This is a genomic window from Actinomadura sp. CNU-125 (assembly GCF_001942465.1).
In the GTDB taxonomy this organism is placed as follows: domain Bacteria; phylum Actinomycetota; class Actinomycetes; order Streptosporangiales; family Streptosporangiaceae; genus Spirillospora.
Window position 1 is genome coordinate 13,692 of record NZ_MKJY01000011.1, and the last position, 26,281, is coordinate 39,972.

At 72.4% G+C, this 26,281-nt stretch carries 19 protein-coding genes and 5 pseudogenes; 12 read left to right on the forward strand and 12 right to left on the reverse strand.

Annotated elements, in window-relative coordinates; genetic code table 11:
- The first annotated feature begins 58 nt into the window (after positions 1 to 58).
- From BJF79_RS58030 to BJF79_RS01580, 5 genes and pseudogenes are all read left to right on the forward strand, one after another.
- Positions 59 to 376 carry a His/Gly/Thr/Pro-type tRNA ligase C-terminal domain-containing protein gene (locus tag BJF79_RS58030; protein WP_262401391.1) on the forward strand — a complete coding sequence of 106 codons (318 nt, stop codon included), beginning with the start codon at positions 59 to 61 and terminating at the stop codon, positions 374 to 376.
- 47 nt (positions 377 to 423) lie between these two features.
- Positions 424 to 1,317 carry a DUF4429 domain-containing protein gene (locus BJF79_RS01565; RefSeq protein ID WP_075894664.1) on the forward strand — a complete coding sequence of 298 codons (894 nt, stop codon included), beginning with the start codon at positions 424 to 426 and terminating at the stop codon, positions 1,315 to 1,317.
- Positions 1,318 to 1,356: 39 nt separating this feature from the next.
- Positions 1,357 to 1,425: pseudogene (locus BJF79_RS58035) on the forward strand (hypothetical protein); the annotation flags it as partial.
- 77 nt (positions 1,426 to 1,502) lie between these two features.
- Positions 1,503 to 2,387, forward strand: coding sequence for a substrate-binding domain-containing protein (locus BJF79_RS01575; protein WP_262401381.1), 885 nt, complete (start codon positions 1,503 to 1,505; stop codon positions 2,385 to 2,387).
- A 101-nt stretch (positions 2,388 to 2,488) separates the two neighbouring features.
- Positions 2,489 to 4,131, forward strand: a pseudogene (locus tag BJF79_RS01580) (ABC-F family ATP-binding cassette domain-containing protein).
- 51 nt (positions 4,132 to 4,182) lie between these two features.
- On the opposite strand, the gene BJF79_RS01585 reads toward BJF79_RS01580, so the two are convergent.
- On the reverse strand, positions 4,183 to 5,430 hold the full coding sequence (locus BJF79_RS01585) for a serine hydrolase domain-containing protein (RefSeq protein WP_075894665.1): 1,248 nt from the start codon (positions 5,428 to 5,430) through the stop codon (positions 4,183 to 4,185).
- A 378-nt stretch (positions 5,431 to 5,808) separates the two neighbouring features.
- On the opposite strand from BJF79_RS01585, the gene BJF79_RS01590 reads away from it, so the two are divergent.
- Positions 5,809 to 7,530: a Dyp-type peroxidase gene (locus tag BJF79_RS01590; protein WP_083733088.1), complete on the forward strand. Its 1,722-nt coding sequence runs from the start codon at positions 5,809 to 5,811 to the stop codon at positions 7,528 to 7,530.
- 74 nt (positions 7,531 to 7,604) lie between these two features.
- Here the strand turns inward: BJF79_RS01590 and BJF79_RS01595 are convergent, their stop codons facing one another.
- Positions 7,605 to 8,396, reverse strand: a complete 792-nt coding sequence (locus BJF79_RS01595) for an NAD(P)H-dependent oxidoreductase (protein ID WP_075894713.1) — start codon at positions 8,394 to 8,396, stop codon at positions 7,605 to 7,607.
- Positions 8,397 to 8,493: 97 nt separating this feature from the next.
- Between BJF79_RS01595 and BJF79_RS01600 the strand changes: the two genes are divergently transcribed.
- Together BJF79_RS01600 and BJF79_RS01605 are read left to right on the forward strand one after the other, a co-directional pair.
- Complete coding sequence (locus tag BJF79_RS01600) at positions 8,494 to 9,474, forward strand: GlxA family transcriptional regulator (protein WP_262401382.1); 981 nt, start codon at positions 8,494 to 8,496, stop codon at positions 9,472 to 9,474.
- A gap of 252 nt (positions 9,475 to 9,726) precedes the next feature.
- Positions 9,727 to 10,671 (forward strand): amidohydrolase family protein, encoded by a 945-nt coding sequence (locus BJF79_RS01605; protein ID WP_075894667.1) that lies wholly within the window; start codon positions 9,727 to 9,729, stop codon positions 10,669 to 10,671.
- A gap of 305 nt (positions 10,672 to 10,976) precedes the next feature.
- Here BJF79_RS01605 and BJF79_RS01610 read toward each other — a convergent pair whose 3' ends face one another.
- The 4 genes and pseudogenes from BJF79_RS01610 to ahcY (BJF79_RS01625) form a co-directional block, all read right to left on the reverse strand.
- Entirely contained in the window at positions 10,977 to 12,557 is a 1,581-nt protein-coding gene (locus BJF79_RS01610; protein ID WP_075894668.1) for an FAD-dependent oxidoreductase, read from the reverse strand.
- A gap of 102 nt (positions 12,558 to 12,659) precedes the next feature.
- On the reverse strand, positions 12,660 to 13,232 hold the full coding sequence (locus BJF79_RS01615) for a hypothetical protein (RefSeq protein WP_075894669.1): 573 nt from the start codon (positions 13,230 to 13,232) through the stop codon (positions 12,660 to 12,662).
- A pseudogene (gene ahcY / locus BJF79_RS01620) lies at positions 13,232 to 14,487 on the reverse strand (adenosylhomocysteinase). The gene BJF79_RS01615 and the pseudogene ahcY (BJF79_RS01620) overlap by 1 nt, the downstream one beginning before the upstream one ends.
- Before the next feature lie 329 nt (positions 14,488 to 14,816).
- Entirely contained in the window at positions 14,817 to 16,247 is a 1,431-nt protein-coding gene (ahcY, locus tag BJF79_RS01625) for an adenosylhomocysteinase (protein ID WP_075894670.1), read from the reverse strand.
- Positions 16,248 to 16,369: 122 nt separating this feature from the next.
- Between ahcY (BJF79_RS01625) and BJF79_RS01630 the strand changes: the two are divergent.
- Positions 16,370 to 16,705, forward strand: a pseudogene (locus tag BJF79_RS01630) (MerR family DNA-binding transcriptional regulator); the annotation flags it as partial.
- Positions 16,706 to 16,861: 156 nt separating this feature from the next.
- On the opposite strand, the gene BJF79_RS01635 reads toward BJF79_RS01630, so the two are convergent.
- On the reverse strand, positions 16,862 to 18,496 hold the full coding sequence (locus BJF79_RS01635; RefSeq protein ID WP_075894671.1) for a BTAD domain-containing putative transcriptional regulator: 1,635 nt from the start codon (positions 18,494 to 18,496) through the stop codon (positions 16,862 to 16,864).
- 134 nt (positions 18,497 to 18,630) lie between these two features.
- On the opposite strand from BJF79_RS01635, the gene BJF79_RS01640 reads away from it, so the two are divergent.
- From BJF79_RS01640 to BJF79_RS01650, 3 genes are all read left to right on the forward strand, one after another.
- Complete coding sequence (locus BJF79_RS01640) at positions 18,631 to 19,578, forward strand: hypothetical protein (protein WP_075894672.1); 948 nt, start codon at positions 18,631 to 18,633, stop codon at positions 19,576 to 19,578.
- Positions 19,575 to 20,195 carry a hypothetical protein gene (locus BJF79_RS01645; protein ID WP_075894673.1) on the forward strand — a complete coding sequence of 207 codons (621 nt, stop codon included), beginning with the start codon at positions 19,575 to 19,577 and terminating at the stop codon, positions 20,193 to 20,195. Before BJF79_RS01640 ends, BJF79_RS01645 begins: the two co-directional genes overlap by 4 nt.
- A 253-nt stretch (positions 20,196 to 20,448) precedes the next feature.
- Positions 20,449 to 21,213, forward strand: a complete 765-nt coding sequence (locus BJF79_RS01650) for a S1 family peptidase (RefSeq protein ID WP_262401383.1) — start codon at positions 20,449 to 20,451, stop codon at positions 21,211 to 21,213.
- Between the two features lie 73 nt (positions 21,214 to 21,286).
- Here BJF79_RS01650 and BJF79_RS01655 read toward each other — a convergent pair.
- From BJF79_RS01655 to BJF79_RS01675, 5 genes and pseudogenes are all read right to left on the reverse strand, one after another.
- Positions 21,287 to 21,956, reverse strand: a pseudogene (locus BJF79_RS01655) (response regulator).
- A gap of 15 nt (positions 21,957 to 21,971) precedes the next feature.
- Positions 21,972 to 23,627 (reverse strand): histidine kinase, encoded by a 1,656-nt coding sequence (locus tag BJF79_RS01660; RefSeq protein ID WP_075894675.1) that lies wholly within the window; start codon positions 23,625 to 23,627, stop codon positions 21,972 to 21,974.
- 361 nt (positions 23,628 to 23,988) lie between these two features.
- On the reverse strand, positions 23,989 to 24,969 hold the full coding sequence (locus BJF79_RS01665) for a cation diffusion facilitator family transporter (protein WP_075894676.1): 981 nt from the start codon (positions 24,967 to 24,969) through the stop codon (positions 23,989 to 23,991).
- On the reverse strand, positions 24,966 to 26,108 hold the full coding sequence (locus BJF79_RS01670) for a bifunctional phosphoglucose/phosphomannose isomerase (RefSeq protein ID WP_075894677.1): 1,143 nt from the start codon (positions 26,106 to 26,108) through the stop codon (positions 24,966 to 24,968). Before BJF79_RS01670 ends, BJF79_RS01665 begins: the two co-directional genes overlap by 4 nt.
- Positions 26,105 to 26,281 (reverse strand): Trm112 family protein, encoded by a 177-nt coding sequence (locus tag BJF79_RS01675; protein WP_187356943.1) that lies wholly within the window; start codon positions 26,279 to 26,281, stop codon positions 26,105 to 26,107. Before BJF79_RS01675 ends, BJF79_RS01670 begins: the two co-directional genes overlap by 4 nt.

A 26,281-nucleotide genomic window follows, 5' to 3' on the forward strand; every position in this document is an offset into this window, starting at 1 on the left:
CGGCGTCGAGCGCGCGATGGCCGCGATCGTCGAGACGCACCACGACGAGCGCGGCATCGTGTGGCCGCTCTCGGTCGCGCCGTTCCACGTCGCGGTCGTCCCGGCGCAGACCACCGACGACGTGACCGCGGCCGCCGAGGACGTCTACGCGAACCTCGCCGCGGCCGGTGTCGAGGTCGTGATCGACGATCGTGCCGAGCGCGCCGGGGTCAAGTTCCGCGACGTCGAGCTGACCGGCATCCCGTACCGGGTGACGATCGGGCGCCGCGCCCTCGCCGAGGGCATGGCGGAGGTGACGGCGCGCGCGACCGGCGAGACGGAGAAGGTCCCGCTGGACGCGGTCGTGGCGCACGTCCGCTCCCTGGTGAACGCCTGAGCGTTTTACCCTTGTTGCCCGGGTCGGTCGATTGCGGAAACGGGTTCATGGCAGAGGTCACGGGTAGTGAAGGCCGCTGGACGTTCGACGGCGATCTCCTGCGGATCGTCCCCGGCAACGGGCGGGGGGTTCATCGTCTCCGGCGCATCCTCGGCGAACTGGAGGTGCCGCTGGAGGCCCTCGCCGGGATCGCCTTCGAACCGGGCAGGAAGAGCGGCGTGCTGCGCGTCCGCCTGCGGCAGGGCGCCGATCCGCTGGTGCAGGCGGCGGGGAACGCGCTCGACGACTCGTCCGATCCGTACCGGCTGAACCTGACGAAGGACGCGTCGTCGCTCGCCGAGTACTTCGTCGACGAGGTGCGCGACGCGCTCCAGATCGAGCAGGTCGGGACGGGGCCGGTGGACCGCTGGCTGCTCGCCGGTCCGGGGGTGCCGCTGCGGGCGTCCGGCGGCGAGGGGTCGGTCACCTTCGACGGGGAGACCGTCCGGCTCGACTGGAGTTGGATGGCGGAGCACGCCAAGCAGAAGGCGGGTCCCAAGCAGTTCACGCTGGCGGAGATCGCGAAGGTCGAACTGCATCCGTCGGTCGGCCTCGACGAGGGGCATCTGCGGTTCCACATCAAGGACGGGCCCGTCCCGCCCAAGCCCAAGCACGACCCGTACTGCCTGACGCTGTGGGGCACGAAGAAGGAGGGCGCCGCCGCGATCGCCGTGGCCGCCGCCGTCGTGGCGCGGCTCCCGCATCCGAGCGCGCCCCCGCCCGCGGACGTCCCGGCCCTGCCGGAGGCCGCGGCCGCCGCGGAGCCCGAGCCGCAGGCTTCCGGGGACGACCACGACGTCCTGCTGCGCCGCCTGCGCGAACTCGGCGACCTCCACAAGGAGGGCATCCTCACCGAGGAGGAGTTCGCCACCGCGAAGCAGGCCCTGCTGCGCCGCTTCTGACGATGGCGCGACGGCGGGGCGCCCTGTAGAACAGGGGGCATGGCCGATCGCCGTCCGACGCTCGAAGACGTCGCCGCCCGCGCCGGGGTGGGGCGCGGTACCGCCTCCCGGGTGGTCAACGGTTCGGCGCGGGTGAGCGAGCGGACGCGCGCGGCGTCCGGCGGGCGGTCCGCGACCTCGGTTACGTGCCCGACGCCGCCGCCCGCGCGCTGGCCGGCGGACGTCCGGGCACCCTGGCGCTGGTGCTGGCGGAGGAGCCGGGCCGCCGGTTCGAGCAGCCCTACCTCGGCCAGCTCTTGGACGGGATCACCGCGGCCGCCGACACGGCCGGGGCGGCGGTGGCGCTGCACTACGCGCGGTCGCGCGGCGAGCGCGCGGCACTGGCCCGGCGGCTGCGCGAGCCCCGGAGCGGGGCGCGTCCCTGCTGCTGTCCGCGCTGCCCCGCGAACCCCTCGCGGGGCTGCTCGGCCGCGCGGGGGTGCCCACCGTGTCGGCGGGACGTCCCGGCGGCGCGGACGCCCGGCGGCGCGGGCCGTGTCGAGGCGGGCTATGTCGACGCGGGCTATGTCGACGCGGACAACCGGGGCGGGAGCAGGCGCGCCGTCGAGTACCTGATCGGGCGCGGGCGCCGCCGGATCGCCACGATCGCCGGGCCGCCGGAGCGGTCCGCGGGCGCCGACCGGCTCGCCGGTTACCGGCGGGCGCTGGGCGGGCGTCCCGGGGCGGTCGCCTTCGGCGACTTCACCGAGGCGGGCGGGATGCTCGCGATGCGGCGCCTGCTGGCGCGGCGGCCGGACCTCGACGCGGTGTTCGCCGCGTCCGACGTGATGGCGGCCGGCGCGCTGCGCGAGCTGGAGCGGCAGGGACGCCGCGTCCCGGACGACGTCGCGGTCGTCGGGTTCGAGGACACGGCCCTTCGCCGCCCGACGCTGCCGATGCTCACCACCGTCCACCAGCCCACCGAGCGGATGGGACGGACGATGGTGGAGATGCTGCTCGGCGCGTCGGGCCCGGACGTCGGCGCACCCGTCGTCTGCGACACCGGCCTGGTCCTGCGCCGGACGGCCTGACCTCGGACGACGCCGCCCGCCGAGCCGATCGAAAACCGTTTGACGCGGGCGGGAACGGTGCCGAGACTCGGCTGCGGACTTCAATCGCGAGGGGGCTGACCGTGGGACACGTCGAAGTCGGGCATGTGCGGCATACCTTGCCCGACGGCCGCGTCCTGCTGGACGACGCGTCGTTCCGCGCGGGCGAGGGGGTGACGGCGGCGCTCGTCGGGCCGAACGGCGCGGGGAAAACGACCATGCTCCGGTTGATCTCCGGTGACCTGCCGCCGCAGGAGGGGACGGTCGCGCACAGCGGCGGACTGGGCGTCATGCGGCAGTTCGTCGGGAACGTCCGGGACGACTCGTCGGTGCACGATCTGCTTCTGTCGGTGGCGCCGCCGCGCGTCCGGGAGGCGGCGGCGACCGTGGAGGCGGCCGAGCTCGCGATGATGGAACGCGACGACGAGCCCACGCAGCTCCGGTACGCGAACGCGCTCGCGGGGTGGGGCGACGCGGGCGGCTACGAGATCGAGGTGCTGTGGGACGCGTGCTGCGTCGCGGCGCTCGGCGTCCCGTACGACTCGTGCCGGTGGCGCGAGGTCCGCACGCTGTCGGGCGGCGAGCAGAAACGGCTCGTCCTGGAGGCGCTGCTGCGCGGGCCCGACGAGGTGCTCCTGCTCGACGAGCCCGACAACTACCTGGACGTTCCCGGCAAGCAGTGGCTGGAGGAGCGACTCCGCGAGACGCCGAAGACGGTGCTGATCGTGTCGCACGACCGGGAGCTGCTCGACGCGGCCGCCGACCGGATCGTCACCGTCGAGGCGGGCCGGGTGTGGGTGCACGGCGGGCGGTTCGCGACCTACGCCGAGGCGCGCCGCGACCGCAACGAGCGGTTGGAGGAGCTGCGGCGCCGCTGGGACGAGGAGCACGCGAAGCTCAAGCAGCTCGTCATGATGCTCAAGAACAAGGCCACGTTCAACGACTCCATGTCGTCCCGCTACCAGGCGGCGCAGACGCGGCTGCGCAAGTTCGAGGAGGCCGGGCCGCCGGAGGTCCCGCCCCGCGACCAGTCGATCAAGATGCGGCTGCGCGGCGGACGGACCGGCAAACGCGCCGTGATCTGCGAGGCCCTGGAGCTGTCCGGGTTGATGAAGCCGTTCGACACCGAGGTCTGGTACGGCGAGCGGGTCGCGGTGCTCGGGTCGAACGGGTCCGGGAAGTCGCACTTCCTGCGGCTGCTGGCGTCGGTCGCCGAGACGCTCCCGCGCGGTGCGGCGCCCGTCGCGTCCGTCGCGCACACCGGCGTCGGACGGCTCGGCGCGCGCGTCGTCCCCGGCCTGTTCGCGCAGACGCACGCCCGTCCGGACCTGGACGGGCGGACGCCGTGCGAGATCGTCATGACCGAGCACGCCCGCCTCCGCAACGACGCGATGTCCGCGCTCGCCCGGTACGAACTGACGGTCTGCGCCGAGCAGCCGTTCGAGACGCTGTCCGGCGGCCAGCAGGCCCGGCTGCAGATCCTGCTGCTGGAGCTGGGCGGCGCCACGCTCCTCCTGCTGGACGAGCCCACCGACAACCTCGACCTAGCGAGCGCCGAGCGCTCCAGGAGGGGCTGGAGTCGTTCGAGGGGACGGTCCTGGCGGTCACGCACGACCGCTGGTTCGCCCGTTCCTTCGACCGGTTCCTGGTCTTCGGCGCGGACGGCTCGGTCTACGAGTCGTCCGACCCGGTCTGGGACGAGTCGCGCGTCACCCGCGCACGCTGAACGCCGGTGGCGCCTCCAGCCCGGTAGGCGCCACCGGCGAGTCCCGCTCCCCTACTTGCAGATGGCCGTCTCGACCACGTTCATGACCGTCTCGTGCTTCTTCATGAACTCCTTGGTCATGGCCTCCATGTCGTCCGTCTTCTTGATGATCGCGCCCGGCAGGGCGTTCACGACGATGGTGACCTCGCGGCCGTCGGCGGTCACGCCGCCGCGCGACTCGTAGCCGTGGATGTCGCCGCCGTGGCCCCAGATCTCGGTGCACGACAGCGTGGTCTTGTCGAGGCCGAGCCCGAACTCGGTGTCGGGCATGTCGTCCGGCCCGCCCTTGACGGTCTTCTGCATCTCCTTCAGCTGGGCGTCGGGCAGCAGCTTCCCGCTGATCACGGCGGTCTGGAACTTGTTCATGTCGCGCGGGGTGGAGATCACCATGCCGGCGGCGCCCGAGATCGAGGGGTCGATCTCGGTGGCCTTCTTCAGTTCGCCTCCGGGCGGCGCGATGTAGCCCTCCATGCGCGGCTCGGGGACGCTCTTGTCGCCGGGCTTCGGCCAGGTGGTGTCCTTCAGGCCGGCCCGTTCGATGACCCGCTCGGTGACCGCCTCGCCCACGGGCTTACCGTCGAGCTTCTCGACCAGCATCCCCGCGATGATGTAGTTGGTGTTGCTGTACGCCCGCGTTTTGCCGACCGGGAAGTCGGCCTTGTGCTCCAGTGCGGGCTTGAGCAACTCCTCCGCCGTGTAGGTCTTCATCGGCGCCTTGCCGGTGTCCGCGTCCGCCCACTGGGTGTAGTCCGGGATGCCGCTGCTGTGCCCCAGCAGGTTCCGCACGGTGATCTTCTTGCCGCTGTAGTCCGGCCCCTCGACGACGCCCGGCAGGTAGGTGTCGATCGGTTCGTCGAGCTTCATCTTGCCCTCGCCGACCAGTTGGAGGACGGCCACGGCGGTGAAGGTCTTGGTGTTGCTGCCGACGCGCACGAACGCGTTCTTCGGCGGCTCCTCGCCCTTCTCGCGGTCGCCGAGCCCGGCGGAGTAGTCGCGGGTCTCGCCGTCCTTGCCCTTGACCGAGACCAGCACGCCGGGGAAACCGGCCTTCACCACTTCCTGCATCGCCTTCAGCACGGCCATCTCGTTCTTGGCGGCGCCGATCTCCGCCTGGGCGTCGGCCTCGGTGCCGGTGGCGCAGCCCGTCAGGCCGCCCGCGAACAGGGCTCCGGCCGCCGCCACCGCGGCCGTCCGCGACAGCCGGGGGCGTCGCTTGGACGGGACGTTCGGACGTGCGGCGGGCTGGCGGTGCGTGGGCATCGTTTCTCCTCGAAGACCACCGGATCGGTGGGAGCGGGGGTGTCTCAGGAACACCTCAACGATCTCGGTCCGGGGCGCCCGGATCGATAACGCACACAGGAAGAAACGCGGTGTAGCCAGCACTACCGATCGCGGTGCAGGCAACACCACGACGAGCTTCCGCCCCCTCCCCCAAAACCTATTTGCCTGCCTTTTCGGTACTCGTTTCGCTATATCAAACGTTTGCCGATCTGTTGGACGCCCCAGACGTCACAGTCGGCCGAAAATCATACGATCGATCCGAAATCACTCCCGTTTCGGACACCGTGTCCGCATTATCTTTCGGCCGGGAGGGGCGTTCCCGGCCGCCATCGGCGGCGAGCAGAAAGGTCCTCCTACATGACAACGCAGATTCCCGTGGAACTGGAGTCGGCCATCATGCGGCAGGTCAGCGACGGCGAGGTGCTGACCGACCTGCGCGCACCGGCCCCGGGCACGCGGGACGAGTCGCGCCCGCTCCGCTGGTCGGAGAACATCCAGGGCAACGTTCTGGCGGCATTCAACAAAGACCAGCAGACGTTCCTGCTGCTGCGGTTCACCGACGCCGCGAAGGCGCGGCAATGGCTCGGCCGCATCGAGCCGATGATCTCCGACACGCGGGAGGTCGAGGATTTCAACGAGCGGTTCAGCGAGCGGCGCCGCCTCCTCGGGCACGACCCGGCGGACATGGCCGCGACGTGGGTCGGCCTGTCGCTGACCGTCGGCGCCCTCCGCCTCGTCGGCGACGAGAAGATCCGCAAGGATCTGGAGGACCCGGGGAACCTCCCCCGCGTCTCGACGATGGCGGCGTTCCTGCAGGGCGCCGCGAAGCGCGCCGACATCCTCGGCGACACCGGCGTCGACGACCCCGACCACTGGTACTTCGGCCACGAGGTGGCGGGGCAGGACGACTGGGACGTCCACGCGATCGTGACGGTGGCCGCGGACCGTCCCGAGGACCTGCGCAACAGGCTGTCGCGCATCCGGGACCTGTGCGCCCGGCACCAGGTCGCGGAGGTGTACGAGCAGGCCGGTACGACGCTGCCGGGCGACGGGGCCGGCCACGAGCACTTCGGCTTCAAGGACGGCGTCTCCCAGCCGGGCGTCAAGCAGTTCCACAAGCCCGAGCCGGACCGGACGGGCGAGCGGATGGGACGGCCCGGCACGGAGCTCGTCGACCCCGGCGAGTTCGTCCTCGGCAAGTCGCCGCACAAGATCGAGAACGGGAAGATCAACCGTCCCGCCGGGGACGGCCGCGCGGAGCTGAACTGCCCGGCGTGGATGGAGGACGGCTCGTTCATGGTCCTGCGCCGGCTCCAGCAGGACGTCGCGGGCTGGTGGGCGCAGATCGAGCGGCTCGGGACCGAGCACGGCCACACCGCCGAGCAGAAGGACCGGCTCGCGGCCCGCATGGTCGGACGGTGGCGCAGCGGCGCCCCGCTCGCCCACCATCCCGACACCGACCCGCACAAGTCGGGCGTCCGCATGGACAACGACTTCACCTACTCCGAAGACCCGGCGGGCTACGACACCCCGCGCTGCTCCCACATCCGGAAGATGAACCCGCGGAACGGGCTGAACGAGCGGCCCCCGAACGAGGGCGCGATCGCCGCGAAGCGGCGGATCGTCCGGCGCGGCATCCCCTTCGGCGCGAAGTTCGACCCGGCGACGGGCGAGGGCAACGGCGCCGACACCGAACGCGGGCTGGTGTTCATCGCGTTCTGCTCCGACCTGGCCGAACAGTTCGAGTTCCTGCAGCAGAGCTGGGCGAACAACGACGACTTCCCGAACAAGGTCGTCTCCGGCCTGCCGAACTCCGAGAAGCCGGACGGCGTGGACCCGGTGATCGGCTCGTCCAAGTCGATGACCTGCCGGTTCTACGAGCGGGACCGGAAGTCGAACGGCACGGACGCCCGCTGGAGCTCAAGGTCGAACGGTTCATCCGCACGCAGGGCACGGAGTACGCGTTCACGCCGAGCAAGCGGCTGCTGCGGCGGCTCGCCGCGAAGCAGGCGTAGGCACGCGGCGGCACGCGGCGGCACGCGGCGGCACGCGGCGGAGACCGCGTACCCGGGGTCATGACCGCCGCCATCGACAGGTGCGGCGCACGCGCGATCCGCGCGTGCGCCGCACCGGCGGGCCCGCGCCCGGCGGCCCTATCGGACCGGGCACGGCTCCGCGCGGTCTTCGGCGGGGACGGTCCGGTGGACGCCCAGGCCGGAGCGGCCGGGCGCCAGGTGCGGGTGCAGGACGAGATCGCCGTCGTAGTCGCCGCCCTGCTCCGGCCGGTACGGGATGGGCGCGGCGGACGGGAGGTCGCGGAGCCGCTCGTCCAGGCTCGCGGCCGCGGCCGCGGCATCGGCCGTCCGGGCGCGGTCGGCCCCGCCGACGACCAACGGCGGCAGGACGTCCATGCCGCTGTAGAACAGGGTGCCGTGCAGCAGCGGGAACAGCAATTGCTCGGCGTCGCCGTGGATCCCGCGCGGCAGGAACCCGGTGGGACGGGCGCCGGCGGTGGTGACGACGAGCGCGCGCCGCCCGGCCAGGCCGCCGTCCCCGTAGCGCCGCGCGCCGGGCAGGCCGAACGCGAAGCCCTGCACGAAAACACGGTCGAACCAGCCCTTGAGGATGGCGGGCATCCCGTGCCACCAGAGCGGGAACTGCAGGACGAGCGCGTCCGCCCAGGCGAGCTTGTCCTGTTCGGCACGGATGTCGGAGCTCAGCGTCCCGCCGGCGTGGGCGTGCTCGGACGCGGCGCCGACCAGCAGACGGTCACCGGGGTCGTGGCCGAAGTCGGCGGGGCCCACGAGCGGGTTCCAGCCCATCGCGTACAGGTCCGACTCGCGAACACGGTGGCCGAGGGCGCGCAGGGTGCCGACGCCGTGGTCGCGCAGAACGCCGTTGAGGGACCGGGGCTCGGGGTGCGCGAATACCCACAGGACGTTCATGGTGCCTCCCTTGATCGGTGCGGACACCAACGATGTTCGCCGGTGACCGCTCCTCCCCGTGAGTGGCCCGCAGGCCATCATGTGCAAGGATCCGGCCATGGTGTTCGGTGACGATGGGCGGCACCGGCTCGCGGTGCTGGTGCGCGAGGGCGTCCTGCCGCTGGAACTGGGCCTCGTCCACCAACTCTTCGGCGCCGCCCGCACGGCGGACGGCACGCCCCTGTACGAGGTGGTGTCGTGCGGCGTCGAAGCGGGCGCGATCCCCACCGACGCCGACTTCACGGTGACGGCCCCGCACGGGCTCGAAGCCCTCGACGAGGCCGACACCGTGCTCGTCCCCGCGTCGCACGCCCTCGACGAGACCCGGCCCGGCGACGGCCCCGTCCCCCCGGCCCTGCGTGCCGCCCACGCCCGCGGCGCCCGGCTCGCGTCCGTCTGCACGGGCGCGTTCGTCCTGGCGGCGGCGGGCCTGCTGGACGGGCTCCGCGCGACGACGCACTGGCTGTCGTGCGACCGGTTCGCCCGGCAGTACCCGGCCGTGTCGGTCGACCCGGCCGTCCTGTACGTCGACGAGGGCCGTGTGCTGACCTCGGCGGGCGAGGCGGCGGGCATCGACCTGGCCCTGCATATGATCCGGCGCGACCACGGGGCGGCGGTGGCGGCGGACGTGGCGCGCCGCACCGTCGTGCCGCCGCACCGGGAGGGCGGGCAGGCGCAGTTCATCGCGCGTCCCGTCCCGTCCTCGCGGGGACCGTCGACGGACGCCGCCCGGACCTGGGCCCTGCGGCGCCTCGATCGTCCGGTGACACTCGCGGACATGGCGGCGCAGGCGTCGATGAGCGTGCGGACGTTCACCCGCCGCTTCCGGGACGAGACGGGCCTGTCGGCGGCGGCGTGGCTGACGCACCAGCGAGTGGAACGGGCACGCGAACTGCTGGAGCAGACGGACCTGCCGGTGGACCGGATCGCCGAACGCGCGGGCTTCGGCACGGGCGCCTCGCTGCGCGCGCACATGCGCGCCGCGCTGGGCGTCTCCCCGAGCACCTACCGCGCCACTTTCCGCGGCCCGTCCGGCTGATCGACGCGCTGCGCACCGGCCGCCCGACATTCGTGCCTCACGGCACCGGCGCCGACACCGCCGCGCGGGCGAGGCCGGTCGATCGGGCAGCCGTCAACGACAGCAGCGGGCCGGGACGCGTCGCGGAGGCGGTTTCGGGCCGAGCATCCGGGAAACGGTGCCGGATGCAGGCCGGGCAGGCGTGCCCCTTCCCTCCTGGTCGGTCGCCCGGCTTGTTGACGCATCCGACCGTGATGATTGCGGGGAACAGCCATGCGCGTCGACGTGCACGCCCACTACTACCCGGTCGACTACCTGGACACCTTGCGCAACTACGGATCCCAGGCGACCGACACCGCGCGGATGCCGTGCGCCGGTTCGACCGCCGACGACGTCGATGCCCGTCTCCGCATGATGGACCGGGCGGGGGTGGACATGCAGATCATGTCCGCCACTCCTCAGATGCCCTACTTCGAAGACCGTGAGCACGCCGTCACGGCGGCCCGGATGGCGAACGACATGTACGCCGAGATCGTCCGAACCCGTCCGGACCGGTTCGCCGCCCTGGCCGCCGCCCCGCTGCCGCACGGGGAGGCCGCCGCGGTGGAGGTCGCACGGGCCATGGACGAGCTGGGCTTCCACGGCGTCGGTATCACCACGGTCGTCCTGGATCACACCCTCGGTGACCCCGCCTTCGAACCTTTCTGGGCCGAACTGGACCGCCGCGGAGCGGTGGTGTTCATCCACGCGGCCGGCACGGACCTGAACTCACCGCTGGTCTCCGAACACGGCCTCACCTGGATCGTCGGAGCCCCGTTCGAGGACGCCGTCGGTGTTCTGCACCTCCTGCGCGCGGGGGTCACCGCCCGGTATCCCGGCATCCGCTTCATCGTCGCGCACCTGGGTGGCCCGCTGCCCTTCCTGCTGCAGCGCATCGACGACAACTACGAGCACTGGAACGAGGCGTTCCCGGACCGGCCGAGCGTCCTGCTGCGCCGCATGTGGTTCGACACCGCCAACTTCCACCCCCCTTCCCTGCGGTGCGCCGTGGAGAGTTTCGGCGCCCACAAGATCATGCTCGGAAGCGATTTCCCCTTCTTCCGCGACGACCTGTACACGCGCGCGGTCGGCTATGTCGAGAAGGCCGGCCTCTCCCCCGAACAGACCCGCCTGATCCTCGACGACAACGCGGCGCAACTGTTCGACCTGAACACCTGACACCCGACCGAAGCATGTCGCGGACGGCCACGCCGATCTTCGATCTCGACGTGCGGCACATCGCGGCGCGTCCCGACCGGGCCCGCGCCGACCTTCGATCTCCCATCCGGCCGCTACGGCGCCCCCGACGACCGGGCTCGCCCAATCGGCCGACTAACGCGACCGGCGAGGCGCGGTGGATCACCGGACAGGACCCAGACACCGACGGCGGCTTCCGAGGACGGCTTCGGCGGCCAACGCCCGGGGGGGCGCCTGGCCCGAACCGGCGGACGCGCGGCGGCGGGCCCGGTGCGGGGTGACCATGATCAGGTGCCGGAAGACGGCTCGATGGATTGGGCGTTGCGGAAGACGTTGAGCGGGTCCCAGCGGGCCTTGACGCGTTGCAGCCTGGGATAGGCGTCCTGGTAGTAGAGCTGGGACGAAGGTTGGCCGGAGGTGTTCCAGTCTGAGTCGTCCAGGTCGACGTCGGGATAGTTGATGTAGCAGCCGTCGGTATTGCCTCCGACGATGGGGACGCCGCCGGTGTCGGCGAACGTGGCCCGGTAGGTGTCGCGGATCCACTTCAGGCTCTCGGCCTCATGGCCGGGGTCGTCGTCGCTGGGGCGGTTCCAGTAGACCTGGTACTGCATCTTCATGATCGAGTCGCGCTGCGGACAGGCGGTGGCGCTGCGAGGCGGGGTATTGACCGCCGAACCGTAGGAGTCGATCTGGATGAGCGCTTCCTTGTTCGTCAGATGCCTGGTCTGATCGTTGTTTCCGAGGTAGCCCCACATCGCCTCGATCTGCGGCCGGGTGAATGGGGTGCGCACATAGGCTGACTTGTACTTGCCGGAACGGTTCGGGCCGGAGCCGTTGAGCGCCTGGGTGGCGGTCAGCCAGGGCATCAACCGCGGTGTCCAGGCGTCCGGGACGGCCGCGTGCTCAGCGATCGAATGCGTCATCGGGCGCGATTTCGGGCCGGACTGGGGGTCGACGGCTTCCAGGAAGTTCAGCAGGGCGGCGGTGCCCTCGTCGGAAGCGTCGTCGCTTTCGGCGTCGACCTGCACGGTGAGGTTGATCGTGCCCGCGGCACGGTGGTTGAGGGCGAGCAGCGCGAAGAGTCTCCCGGAGGCGGTGTCGGGGTCCTGATGGTCGGCGAACCAGGTGCCGTAGGCGTTCAGCAACCGGGTGAAGGACTCCCGGGTGACGTCGGCCCAGTTCCAGGAGCGTGCGGTCAGCAGTACTTTGCGAGGCGGGACAGGCAGGTCACGGAACCAGAACCGGGTGACGACGCCGAAGTTGCCGCCGCCCCCGCCGGTGTGGGCCCACCACAGGTCGCGCCGCTCGGGGTCGGGGTCGTCGCGGGTGGCCACGACGAGTTCGACGGTGCGGGCCTCGGTGACCACGGCGACCTCGACCGCGTACAGGTAGTCGACCGTGAGGCCCGCCTGTCTGGAAAGCAGGCCGTATCCGCCGCCGGTGATGTGTCCGCCGAGCCCCACCGAGTAGCACGAACCCCCGGGCAGTGCACGCCCGGACATGGGGTAGAGGTGGCTGTAGCCGTGCCAGTTCGTCGCCCCGGCCTCGACGCACCACGCTTCCAGGGCCGGGTCGAAGTACATGTCGCACATCGGGCTGACGTCCAGGATCACGCGGACGTCGTCGCCGCAGACGAAGTCTTCGTAGCAGTGGCCGCCCGACCGGACGGTGACGCGGTCGCGGCTGACGTCGTCGGGCTCCTGGTTAACCGCCTCGGACAGGGCGGTGACCACGGCCTGCGGGGTGCTCACCAACCGGACATACTCGGGGCGGGCGAGCCACCGCTGGTTGAAGCCGCGGCGGAGGGCGGGATAGCGGACGTCGGTCGGCTTGACGGTGACGACGGGCGGCAGTTGAGGGGTGCTCATGCGCGCTGCTCTCCCTGTGAAGCGGCCTGATTACTCAACGTCCAGTGTGCTCACCAAGAGTTCTTAGTTGAATACGGAGAGTGTTAAAGCGTTAGTAGATCATTAAGGGAGCGTCGGGGGCGACTCCAGGCCGGTGAGCTCGATGCCGGGGGCGTCCAGGACGACGTCGCCGGCCAGGTGCACCCGGCCGATCTCGCCGGTGGACAGATCCGTGACGTCGTACCGCGTGACGGGCAGCGGCTCCGTCTCGGTGTCATGGACGGACGTGCCCGCGCGGCGCCACCGCCACGGGGCGGTGAGGGGCGCGAGGGACGGCCCGGCGAACGTGACCATGCGGACGTCGGTCTCCGCGCCGTCGTCCAAATCGAGGGCACGCGCGGCGGCGACGAGGAAGCCGGGCGAGTCGGACATGAAGCCCATCGCGCGCTCGGTGTGCTCGGTGCCGGTGTCGCCCGAGGCTCGCACCCATGCGACGTCCGGGCCGGTGACGCCGCCGCGCATCCACCAGGCGGGCGTCACGAGCTCGACCCGGATCTGCCGCCAGCGCGAGTCGACGACGATGTCGGTGCGCAGGCCGGGACGGGTCGAGGTGTAGCGCCACCCGCCGGGGCCGGGCGCGCAGTGGAACCGCTCCTCGGTCTCCTCTTCCAGGTGGAGGTAGACGCCAGCGGGCATCAGGACCCGATCCGCCAGGAGTGCAGGTAGTCCTCCTGGTCCGGGGTCAGGGCGTCGATGGACACCGACATCGAGGCGAGCTTGAGGCGCGCGACCTCCCCGTCGATCTCGGCGGGCACGTCGTGGACGGCCGGTGCGAGCCCCTCGTGGGCGGTGACGAGCCACGCGCAGGTGAGGGCCTGGTCGGCGAACGACATGTCCATCACGGCGGCCGGATGCCCCTCGGCGGCGGCCAGGTTGACCAGCCGCCCCTCGGCCAGCAGGACGAGCCGCCGCCCGTCCTCCAGCACGTACTCGTCGGCCTGCGGACGGACGCCGCGGTGCACCCGCACGGCCATCGCGTCGAGCGCGCGCACGTCGATCTCCACGTCGAAGTGCCCGGAGTTGGCGAGGATCGCACCGTCCTTCATCATCGCGAGGTGATCGGCGTTCACCACGTCGCGGTTCCCGGTCACGGTGATGAACACGTCGCCGTGCGGCGCCGCGTCGGCCATCGGCTGGACGGTGAAGCCCTGCAGGGCCGCGTCCAGGGCCTTCACCGGGTCGATCTCGGTGATGACGACCCGGGCGCCCAGCCCGCGGGCCCGTTCGGCGAGGCCCCGCCCGCAGTACCCGAACCCCGCGATCACGATCGTCTTCCCCGCGAGCAGCGTGTTCGTCGCCCGCACGATGCCGTCGAGGGTGGATTGCCCGGTCCCGTACCGGTTGTCGAACATGTGCTTGGTCGCGGTGTCGTTCACCGCGACGACCGGGAACCGCAGCACGCCCTCCTGCACCATCTGGTGCAGCCGGATGCGCCCGTGGTCGTCTGCTCGCACCCCGCCTTCACCGTGCCGAGCAGGTCCTCCCGGTCGGTGTGCAGGGTGTTGACGAGGTCGCACCCGTCGTCCAGGACGAGGTCGGGGCCCGTCTCCAGGGCCCGGTAGATGTGCGCGTAGTACCCCTCGCGGTCGATGCCCGCCCGCGCGAACACCTGCGCGCCGAACTCCTCGGCGAGCGCCGCGGCCACGTCGTCCTGCGTGGACAGCGGGTTGGACGACGCCAGCGCCACGCTCGCGCCGCCCGCCTGCAGGGTGCGGATGAGCCCGGCCGTCTCCGTCGTCACGTGCATGCACGCCGCGACGCGCACGCCGTCCAGCGGACGCTCGGCGGTGAACCGCTCCCGGATCTGCCGCAGTACCGGCATGCTGCGGTCCGCCCACTCGATCCGCTTCACGCCCTCGTACGCGAGCGATCCGTCAGCAATATCGCTCATCCACTCCCCAAAGAAGGCCGAACCCGGACGCGAGCCGGAAGGCCGATGCCGGACGAGCAAACCACACCCGTCCGGCATCACCCTATTGGCTTGCGTCGCCCTCGGCGTCGGGCCCTGGGGGCCCTCCTTCAACGGGCGCCGCGTGCGATTGCTGCATCGCTCCGACTCGCCCAGGGGCTCGCTGCGCGATCAAGTTCTCGCTTCGCTCGAACTTGGCTTCGCTCGCAATCGCAGTGGTCCCGGTCCGTTCTGGTTGGGGTTCGGCCGGGGCGAGTGAGCCTTGAAGGAAGGGCGCCTCGCGGCCTGGTGCCAAGGGCCTTGCCAACAACTCAATACCGGTAGTGGTCCGGCTTGTAGGGGCCTTCGACGTGGACGCCGATGTAGGCGGCCTGCTCCTTGGTCAGCTCGGTGAGCTTGACGCCGAGGGCGTCAAGGTGGAGGCGGGCGACCTTCTCGTCGAGGTGCTTCGGCAGGACGTACACGCCGACCGGGTACTCCTCGGTCTTGGTGAACAGCTCGATCTGCGCGATGACCTGGTTGGTGAAGGAGTTCGACATGACGAACGAGGGGTGGCCGGTGGCGCAGCCCAGGTTCATCAGCCGGCCCTCGGCGAGGACGATGATGGAGTGGCCGTCGGGGAAGCGCCACTCGTGGACCTGCGGCTTGATCTCGATCTTCTCGATGCCGTCGATCTTGGCGAGGCCGGCCATGTCGATCTCGTTGTCGAAGTGCCCGATGTTGGACACGATGGCCTGGTGCTTCATCCGGCTCATGTGGTCGGCCGTGATGATGTTGAAGTTGCCGGTGGTGGAGACGAAGATGTCGGCGCTGCCGACGGCGTCTTCGAGGGTGGTGACCTGGAAGCCGTCCATGGCGGCCTGCAGGGCGCAGATCGGGTCGATCTCGGTGACGATCACGCGGGCGCCCTGGCCCTTGAGGGCCTCGGCGCAGCCCTTGCCGACGTCGCCGTAGCCGCACACGACCGCGACCTTGCCGCCGATGAGGACGTCCGTGGCGCGGTTGATGCCGTCGATGACGCTGTGCCGGCAGCCGTACTTGTTGTCGAACTTCGACTTGGTGACCGAGTCGTTGACGTTGATCGCCGGGAAGGCGAGGGTCTCGGCCTTGGCCATCTCGTAGAGCCGGTGGACGCCGGTGGTGGTCTCCTCGGTGACGCCCTTGATCTCGGCGGCGGTCTCCGTCCAGCGGTTCGGCTTCGCGGCGATGGTGCTGCGGAGCGTCTCCAGGATGACGCCCCACTCCTCGGGGTCGTCCGCGGTGGCGGCGGGGACGGCGCCCGCCTTCTCGTACTCGGCGCCCTTGTGGACGAGCAGGGTCGCGTCGCCGCCGTCGTCCAGGATCATGTTCGGGCCGGTGCCGTCGGGCCACTGCAGGGCCTGGTCGGTGCACCACCAGTACTCTTCGAGGGTCTCGCCCTTCCAGGCGAACACCGGGACGCCCTTGGGGTCGTCCTTCGTGCCGTTTTTGCCGACGACGATCGCGGCGGCGGCGTGGTCCTGGGTGGAGAAGATGTTGCAGGATACCCAGCGGACGTCGGCGCCGAGGTCCACCAGCGTCTCGATGAGCACGGCCGTCTGGATGGTCATGTGCAGCGAGCCCATGATCTTCGCGCCGCGCAGGGGCTGGGCGTCGGCGTACTCCTTGCGCACGGCCATCAGGCCGGGCATCTCGTGCTCGGCGAGCCGGATCTCCCGGCGCCCGAAGTCAGCCAGTGACAGGTCGGCGACCTTGTAGTCCATGCTTTCGTAGCTCCTTGGTGTTGCGCGTCCGCGAGGGTCGACGCCGCGAGTCTACGGTCGGCCGGGCGGCGGAGGCACGCTCCGGGGCGACTTTCTGACACAGATTTGTCAGAATCGGTCCCATGCGCATCACGGAGGCCGCCCGTCGGCTCGGCACATCGCCCCGCATGCTCCGCTACCGGGAGACGCTCGGGCTGCTCCCCGCGACCCGCGAGCCCCGGGGCGGGCACCGCAGGTTCGGGGACGCCGAGCTGCGGGCCGTCGCGCTCACGCTGGCGCTCGAGAAACGCTACGACGTCGGCCCGGCCGAGCTGGCGTTCGGGCTGCGGGTGCTGGCCGAGCCGGAGGTGCAGGCGCGGGTGCGCGAGCTCGGCGAACGCGTCGGACGCCTGTCGGCGCCGCCCACGCGCGCCCTCGACTTCGAGAAGGAGAAGGCGATGCGCCTGCTGCGCCGCCGCTGTTCGCGGCCGTCCGCGACCGTCGGCGGTCGCCGTCCCGCGCACGGACGCCCGCCACGGCGTGCACGGACGCGACGCGCGTCGTTCGTCCCGCGGGCGGCGGCGGTCAGTCCGGGCGGCGGCGGATCTCGGCGGCGGTCTCCCCGAACTGCGCCTTCAGCGCGCGGCCGAGGTGCGCGGGGTCGCGATCCCCCAGCGCGCGGCGATCGCGGCGGCCGTCGTCCCGGCCAGCGCCGGGTCGCGCAGGTCGCGCCGGACGCGCGTGAGGCGCTCGCGCCGGACCCAGGCGGCGAACGTCTCGTCCCGCTCCCGGAACAGCAGGTGCAGGTAGCGGACCGAAACACCGTGCCGGTCGGCGACCGTCTTCGCGCACAGTGCCGGGTCGGAGAGGTTCGCCAGGACGTACGCGGTGATCCGGTCGGCCAGGCCGGACTCGCTTTCGACGCGTCCGCCGGTCGTCCCGGTGAGGGCGGCGGCGACCAGGGACGCCAGGGCGTCGCCGAGGTGCCGACGCGCCGGGTCGGGCAGCCCGTCGAGGTTCCCCGCCGGACCGGTCAGGCAGGCGGCGACGAGCGAGCCGATGCCGCGCCCGCCGGGCAGCGGGACGGCGGTGGCCCGGTCGGGCGGGTCCGTGCCGAGGACGCCGCGCGGCACCCCGACGACGGAGACGTCGCAGCGGTCCGGCACGACGATCTCGTAGCGGCGGGTGGTGTCGCAGGCGACGAAGTGACCGGACGGGACGCTGCAGCGCCGGTCGTCCTGCTCGACGCCGACGGGCCGGGCGCCGCGGTTCAGCACCACCTTCAGCAGTTCCGGATCCCCCGGTCCGCCCGCTTCGCGCACCACGCGGTGCGGCGCGGCGGTGATCCGGGCGACGAGCAGGTCACCGGCGCGGCGGCCGGTGGTACGGGCCCAGAAGCCGGTCCCGGCGAGACTCGTCACGCGCAGCGGCACGAGCATGGGCGAGACGGCGGCCTGCAGTCCTTCGGCGCGTTCGTGGGCCGCGTCGCGGGGCCGGTCGCCGTGGTGCGGGACGGGCGGAACCGGGCGGATCGTCCGCATGTCCCGGTGGAGCCGCCGCAGCTCCGCGCCGGGTTCGGTGCCGAGTTCCGCGCGCAGGACGCGCCGCGCGTCCTCGAACGCGGCCAGCGCGTCCGCGCGGCGCCCGCACTCGCACAGCGCGCGGATCAGCGTCGCCCGCAGGTCCTCGCGCAACGGGTGGACGCGGGTGAGCCGGGTGAGGTCGGGGACGATCTCGGCGGCGCGGCCGCACGCCAGTTCGGCGTCCGCCCAGGCGGCGAGCGCGGTCAGCCGCAGCTCGGCCAGCCGTCCGGCCTCCGCGCGGATCGGCATCGTGCCGGGTGCGCCGCAGTAGGGTTCGTCGCCGCGCCACAGGTCGAGGGCGCGGCGCAGGGTCGCGGCGGCGCGGACCGGCGGCGCCGCGGCCCGTCCCTCCCGCACCAGCGCCTCGAACCGGTCGGCGTCGAGTTCGCCGGGGCGGACGACGAGCCGGTAGCCGGGGCCGTCCCGGACGATCCGGTCCGCGTCGCCGAGCAGGCGGCGGAGCCGGTGCACGTACGTCTGGAGGTTCTTGCCCGCGCTGGGCGGCGGGTCCCGCTCCCATACGGCGTCGACGAGGACGTCGACGGGCACGGCGCGTCCCGCGCGGGCCAGCAGGACGGCGAGCACGCCCGTCCGCCGGGACGTCCCCGCTTCGACCGGTGCGCCGCCGTGCCGCACCGTCACCGGGCCCAGCACCTCGAACCGCAAGTCCGCCGATGCGATCGTCATGGGTCCTCCAGCGTCCGGGGCAGCCCGACCATAGGACGAATGGGGGCGGCGTCCGGTTCGCGGGGACGTCCGTCCTGTACCGGCCGTGTACCGGCGGGGGCGAGCCTGGGGGCCGGAAACGATGGGAAGACGGCATGAGCGGCATCTTGTGGGTCGTCGGTGCGGGCTTGGTCGTGGCGGCTCCGGCGATCCTGTCCCTGGTCTATCTGGGCGTCCGCCGGGGCGCGATGGGACGGCGGCGGAGGAGGTTCGCGGAGGAGCGCGGGTGGCGGTTCGCCCTCTGGGGCGACCCGGAGGCGATCTTGGGCCGGTGGCGCGGCGATCCCTTCGGGCGGGGCGGCCATCACGTCCGCGCGGTCAATGCGGCGCAGGGCGCGTACGGCGGGCGGCAGTGGCTGGTCGCCGACGTGCAGCACGTCGTCGACGTGGGGGACGCGAATGTGCAGACCATCGACGAGACCCTCGTGGTGGTCCGGCTGCCCGCCGCGCTCCCCCAGGTGCTGGTCCGGCTGGAGGGGCCGCCGGAGGGGGCGGCGGCGGAACTGGGGGACGGTTTCACCGGCGGGCTGCGGACACTGCTGCAGCGGGGGCGCGGCCTCCGGAGCACGGGCATGGACGACAACCGGGTGCTGGTCGAGGACGCCGAAGCGGCGTTCGTCCTGAACGGACGGGTGAGCGACGAATCGCTCGTCGAGATGCTCGACGCCATCGGAAGCCTGCTGGACGGGATCGCGGACGGCTTCTGGCGGGACCACGGCGGACCGGCCCGGCTCCCGGCCCTGGAGGACCTGAGGCTGGAACCGGACGGGCCGCTGCGGGCGCCGGTGGCGGCGGACGGCAAGGACCACACCGGAGAGACGGTCGTCGGCTGCCTGCTCGGCATCGCGGGGCCGGCAACGGCCGTCCTCGGCCTCGTGTGGTGTTTCGACGGCGACCGGCGGCCCCTCGGTATCGGGCTGCTGGTCGGGGGCGTCGCCGTCGTCGCGATCACCGCTGCTGTCGGCGTCGCGCTGGACGACCGCAGGACGGCCGGGCGGGGCGGCGACGCCCGGCCGGGCACGGAGCCGGAGGCGGCGGCGTGACCGCCCGGTACCCGGTGGGCGGCAACGGGCCGGGCGGCGGTCCGGGAGACGGGCTGCGCGGCGAACTGGGCTTCGTCGCCGCGTTCGTGGGGTTCTGGGGAGTCGTCATCGGCGGGGTCATGTGCGCGCTGCCGCCGGTGCGGATCGTCGGGATCCCGCTGCTGGTCCTCGCCGTCGCCCTGTTCGCCGTCGGGGTCGCGCTGGGGCTGACGCCGCACGCACGTCCCGTCGGGCTGCTCGTCCTCGCCTTGGGCGCGCTGCTGATCGCGCTCGGCGGCGCGGCGTTCGTCGTCTCGCGGACGGCCGAGTACACGTGGGAGTACGGCGAGGACGTGCTCGTCACCCTGCCGGACTCGTACTCGTACATGACGCGCGGGGCGCGGCAGTCCGACCCGAGTTTCGACGGCGCGACGTGGACGGTCGACGGGACGCGCCGCACCGGCACCCTGGACGCCGACTGGGACGACGTGCGGCTGGGCGTCCGCCGGGCCGACGCCCCGCCCGAACGGGTGCGGGCCCGCGCGCTCGGGGGGCGCGCGTTCACCGCCGGGAAGGTCGACGAGGAGTTCGGGCCGGCCGTCCCTCTCGGGCGGGCCCCGGGTTCGGGTTGCTCATGATCGGTGCCGGGCTCGCCATCGGAGGGATCGTGTCCGCCCGGGCCGGCAGAGACTAATTTCCCCCAACTCCCTCCAATTCGGACAGGCGGAGCATGCCTCGCCCGGCGCCTGAAACGGCGCTCCACCCGGCCCGACCAGCCCGTTTCCGGAACCGGAAACCGGGTGACGCGCCCCACACTCCCAAAAGACATTCTTGTCTGTTTGACTTCCTTCCAGCCTTGCTCCTCTGGAAGGGAAAGCACGGATGTCTCGCTTGCTTCTCAGACTCTGCGCCCTCGGCGCGGTCGCGGCGGCCTGCCTCACCGCCCCGGTCACGACCGCCCAGGCGGAAACGACGATCCCGATCGGCGCCGGCACGGGCATCGTCCCGAGGCTCGCTGTGGACGCGGAAGGCCAGGTCACGGGCTTCACCGTGTGCACGCTCACGGCGATCGGCCACGACAACGCCGGAAACCTCGTGGGGTTGTCCAACGCGCACTGCTTCATCGACGACGAGGGCAACAAGCTCGTGGGCCAGGAGGTCCACCTGGACACCACGCCCGCCGGGACGTGGGACAGCCCGGCTCCGCTGGAGATCACCCAGGAGACCGTGGACATCGGGCCGATCGGCGAAGTGACCTACGTGAGCGAGCCCAACAACTACGTCGCGGGCGGGCCCCAGGGCCTCGACTACGCGGTGATCAAGCTCGACCCGGAGAAGGTCACGCCCACGGACACCGTCACCAGCCCGTCCGGTTCGTCCACGGTCACGTCCGTCGGCGAGGTGCCCCCGTACGGCACGCGCATGTGCAAGCAGGGCCACCGCACCGGCCTGACCTGCGGCGCGACGCTCGGCGCCGACGGCCCCTGGTACTGGACGCTGATCTGGACGTGGGGCGGCGACTCCGGCGCCCCGGTCGTCAACGGCACCGAGCTGGCCGGCATCGCGTGGGGCGGCCAGCACTTCACCCCGATCACCAGTGTCCTCGCCGACATGGACGAGCAGGGCGGCGTCGGCGCCGGGTTCACGATCGGCTGACCGAGACGGCGGCGGCGGGGCCGCGGGGAGCGCCGCCCCCGGCCGCGCCGCCGCACCACCGCCCGTCCGACGGTCAGGCGGTGCTTTCGCCGGGGACGACGACGCCCGACTCGTACGCGAGCATCACGCCTGGGCGCGGTCGCGCAGGCCGAGCTTGGTGAAGACGCGGGCGACGTGCGTCTTGACGGTGTGCTCGCTGACGACGAGCCGCCGGGCGATCTCCGAGTTCGACAGGCCCCCGGCGATCAGCACCAGGACCTCGGTCTCGCGCGCGGTGAGGGTCGCCAGCTCCGCCGGGGCCTGCGGGCGGCTGCGGCGCTGCTTACTGAACTCGCGGATGAGCCTGCCGGTGACCTGCGGCGCGAGCAGCGAGTCGCCGCGCGCCACGACGCGGACGGCCGAGACGAGCTCGTCGGCCGTCGCGCCTTGAGCAGGAAGCCGCTCGCACCGACGGCGAGGGCGTCGTAGACGTACTCGTCGACGTCGAACGTCGTCAGGACGAGCACCCGGACACTGTCGGCGCCGGGCAGCGCGAGGATGCGGCGGGTGGCCTCGATGCCGTCCATGCCGGGCATCCGGATGTCCATGACGACGACGTCGGGCCGGTTCAGTTCGGCGAGCCGCACGGCCTCGCGGCCGTCGCCCGCCTCACCGGTGACGGTGATGTCCTCCTGCGCGGCGAGGAGCGCGGCGAAGCCGGCCCGCACGATCGTCTGGTCGTCGACGATCAGCACCTTGATCACCGTTGCCGCCCCGCGCTACCGCCCTCGTCCGCCTCCATCGCCCGGCTCCTCCCTGTGCAGCGGAAGCTCGGCCTCCACCAGGAACCCGCCTTCGGTGGCGGGACCGGCGGAGAACCGCCCGCCCAGCATCGTCGCACGTTCCCGCATCCCGACGAGACCGTGTCCGGCGGACGGCATGCCTTCCACGCGCGTCCGGTCCGCCTCGCCCCGGCCGGCGGGCCCGGCGGCCCCGCCCGGGTCGAGAACGGCGGTGCGGGAGGCGATGTCGTCGCGGTCCAGCACCATGGTCGGATCGGACGAGCCGTGCTCGGACCCCGCCGGAGCGGACGGGCCGTCGTCACGGACCCGGACGGCGATCCGGTCGGGCAGGAACACCAGGTCGACGTGCACCTCGGCGCCGGGGGCGTGCCGCCGCGCGTTCGTGAGGGCCTCCTGGACGATCCGGTACGCCGACAGTTCGACGGTCGCGGACATGTCGCCGGGGTCGCCGTGCACGGCGAGGTCGACGCGGCCGCCCGCGCCGCGGTGCTGCTCGATGAGGTCGGGGAGCCGGTCGAGGCGGGGCTGCGGCGAGTTCGCGGCGTCCGGTTCGGGCTTGGCGTCGGCGCGCAGCACGCTGAGCAGCCGCCGCATCTCCACGAGGGCCTCGCGGGCGGTCTTGGCGATCTCGGTGTACCCCTCGCGGGCCTCCGGGGAGAGGTCCTGCATGGTGTAGGGCGCGGTCTCGGCCTGCACGGCGATCATGGAGACGGAGTGCGCGACGACGTCGTGCAGTTCGCGGGCGATCCGGGCGCGCTCGCGCATGACCGCCTGCTCGCGCTGGACGGCGGTGAGCCGGGTGAGGGTCTCGTTGGTGCGTTCGGCCGCCGCGGCCTCGGTGCGTTCGGCGGTCTCGACGACCGTGCGGGCGTCGCCGAGGCCGATCGCGGCGAGGACGGCGACGATCGTCGCGGGCCACGGGACGTCGTCGAGGGTGAACGTCGTCAGGTACACGACCGCGACGGTGACGACGCTCCCGACGGCGAGGACGCCCGTGGACTGCCGCGGGAGTTCCCGTCCGAGCGCGTACAGCGTGTAGAGGGCCGCGAACCCGGTCGTGAACAGGACGACCTGGCCGGTGAGCAGGCTCGCGGCGAACGCGCCGAGCACGACGGCGGCGACGGGCCGCAGGTACTCGCGCCGCCACACCAGCGGGAGCGTCGAGGCGACCGCGAAGGCCCCCGCGACGCTGATCGGCGTCTCCGCGCGCGGGGACAGCTCGGCGAGCGCGGCGACGGTGAGGGCGAGGCCGGTCAGCGGCGCGAACCACCACGACCGGACGGCCTCGCGCCACGGCGTCGCCCACCGCGGCAGCGGCGCCGCCTGCCCGGCGCCCCGTGCCCCGCCGGGCGGCCCTGGCGCCGTCCCGTACGGGCCGGGGGCTCCGGGTGGCCCGTACGGGCCGGGCGTCCCGTATGGTGCGGCGGGTTGTTCGCGGCCGGTACCGGTCAGCTTGGTGGCGACGCGGACCGCGAGCGGGCGCAGCAGCCGTCCGATGCCGGTGAGGATCCACAGCAGGAGCTGGCCCACCCCCGCCACGATCCGGCCCGACAGCCGCCACGCGTGATGCGCGAGCGCGGGGCCGAACCGCGCGGGATCCGGCCCGGTCCGGGTGTCGTCGTCGGATGTCACGCCTACATAGTGACCTCTGCGAGGCCCATATGGACTCACCGTCGGGAGGTATGCCGACGCCGCGCGTCCCCCTGGAGGACGACCCGGTTTCCCTCCTTCCGGTGGACGCGACGGCGACCGGCGCGAACGTAACGTTGAATCGTGACCGCGACGGCGACCGCAGCCGACGTAGGGGGTTCGGCGACGGTCGCCGCGGTCACACCAGACCGTCCGGGTTCAGGGGTCCGGGCGGGCCGCAAGGGAAGCACCTCGCCGGACGGCGGCACCCTCCTCGGAGGAGCCCGCCGGTCTCACCTGGGCTGGGGTCGACCGGCACGGCAGTGCCGCCGACCGGCGAGGGACGCGGGCCGGCGTCGGGACGTCAAGACGCGGGAGATTCGGACGTGGGGGCTTCGGGCGCGGGGGCTTCGGCTTCCACGGGGGCTTTGCGCCCGGCTTCGTCCAGCGCGGGCTCAAGGTAGATCAGCCGCGCTTCGGGGAACTCGGCGCGGATCTTCGCTTCGGCGGCGTCGATGCCGCGGGCGACCTCGGCGGCGGTGTCGTCGTGGTCCACCGCGATCTTGGCCGCGATCAGCATCTCCTCGGGGCCCACGTACTGGGTGCGGATGTGCATGACGTGGTCGACCTCTTCGACCGACTCCAGCGCGGCCACGATGCGGTCCTCCTGCTCGGGGTCGGCGCCCTCGCCGATCAGCAGGCTCTTGGTCTCGATCGCCAGGATCGTGGCGACCGCGCCGAGCAGGACGCCGATCGCGACGGTGCCGATGCCGTCCCAGATGCCGTCGCCGGTGACGACCGCCATCGTGACGCCGAACAGCGCGAGGAAGAGTCCGAGGAGGGCGGCGAGGTCCTCCAGGAGGACGACCGGGAGCTCGGGGGCCTTCGCGCGGCGGATGAACGCCCACCAGGACTTGTCGCCCCGGATGCGGTTCGACTCCACGATCGCCGTCCGGAACGAGAACAGTTCCATGACGATCGCGGCGATCAGCACACCGAACGCCCAGCCCGCGGACTTGACCTCCTCCGGATGGGAGATCTTGTGGTAGCCCTCGTACAGGGAGAACGCGGACCCGACCGTGAACAGCACGACCGCGACGACGAACGCGTAGAAGTACCGTTCGCGGCCGTAGCCGAACGGGTGCTTCGGGGTGCGGCGGCGCTCGGAGCGCTTGCGGCCGACCAGCAGCAGTCCCTGGTTCCCGGAGTCGGCTACCGAGTGGATCGACTCGGCCAGCATGGACGACGAACCCGTGAACACGAACGCCACGAACTTCGACACCGCGATTCCAAGGTTGGCGGCCAACGCGGCCACGATGGCCTTGGTCCCACCCTCAGCACTCATGTTGCAATCCTCGCCTTGAGCTCTTGAATGGCAGGCACGGGCGTGGGGTCCACGCCCAGTGCGACAGCCAAGTAAACCGTGACGTAGTCCGCGAGCGCGATGAGTGTCGCGATTCTTTCCAGCGGATGCTCGCCCTCGGCCTTGAGCTCGGTGACCGCGACGCCGCGGTCGCGGGCCGTCTCGACGGACGCGTCGGCGCGCTTGCGCGCCTGCGGATGCTCCTCGGTGTCGCGGAGGACGACCAGGTGGAGGCCGTGTTCGGCCTCGTCGGTCCGGTCGCGGAAGAAGTCGTCGGGGTCGTCGGACGCGGCGCCCCGCGCGAAGAACCCGTCGAACGCCATCACCTGGTTGTGGTTCGCCTCCGGCAGCTCGCCGGGCACCGCCGGGTACTTGGCGTTCTCGTTGAGCTGGCAGCACAGCCGGTACGCGGCGGTGCCCGCCAGCGCGGACGACCCCCACACCAGCGGCACGTCGCCCGCGAGGTCCAGCGCGATCCGCTTCGCCGGGTTGACGAACGGTTCGCTGGACGGGCGGCAGCGGTGCGCGACGTCCTCCAGCCGGGTCGCAGTCGCCTCCAGGACGGCGTCGGGCGCGTCCGCGAGGCCCAGCGTGCGCGCCGCGAGGATCAGCGGGATCGTCAGCCCCCACAGCGTCGACCGCGGCTGCCCCACGGAACGGACGGGGACGAACGGCGCGCGCGTCCGCTCGGCCAGTTCGGCGAGCGGCGAGCCGGTCCCGCCGACGAACAGCAGTCGGCAGCCGCGCCGGGCCGCCTCCGCCGCGACGGCGAGGGTCTCCTCCGTCCCGCCCGAGCAGGACACGGCGATGACCAGGTCGGCGGCGCCGACCCAGCCGGGCAGCCGGTAGCCGCGCACGGTCGTGACCGGCACCGGGCAGCCGGTGCCGCAGATCGCGGAGAGGACGTCGCCGGAAATGCCCGAACCGCCCATTCCGGTCACGATGATCGCGCGGGGGCGTCCGTCGTCGGCGAGCGAGGCGATGCCCGCCTCGTCCGCGGCGCGGCGCGCCTCCCGGATCTGCGCGGCCGACGACGCGACCTGCCGCAGCATCCCGCCGGGGTCGGCCGCCTCGATCGCGGAGATCTCGTCGAGCCGCCCCGGGTCGAGCCCGACGCTCACGAAGCCGGCGTCCGGGCCTCGTCGACCAGGAGCACCGGGATGTCGTCGCGGACCGGGTAGGCGTACGCGCACGACCCGGTGCACACCAGCTCGTCCGCGCCGTCGTCGGCGCGCAGCCCGCCGCCGCAGTTCGGGCAGGCGAGGATCTCCAGCAGCCAGGAGTCGAGCTTCAT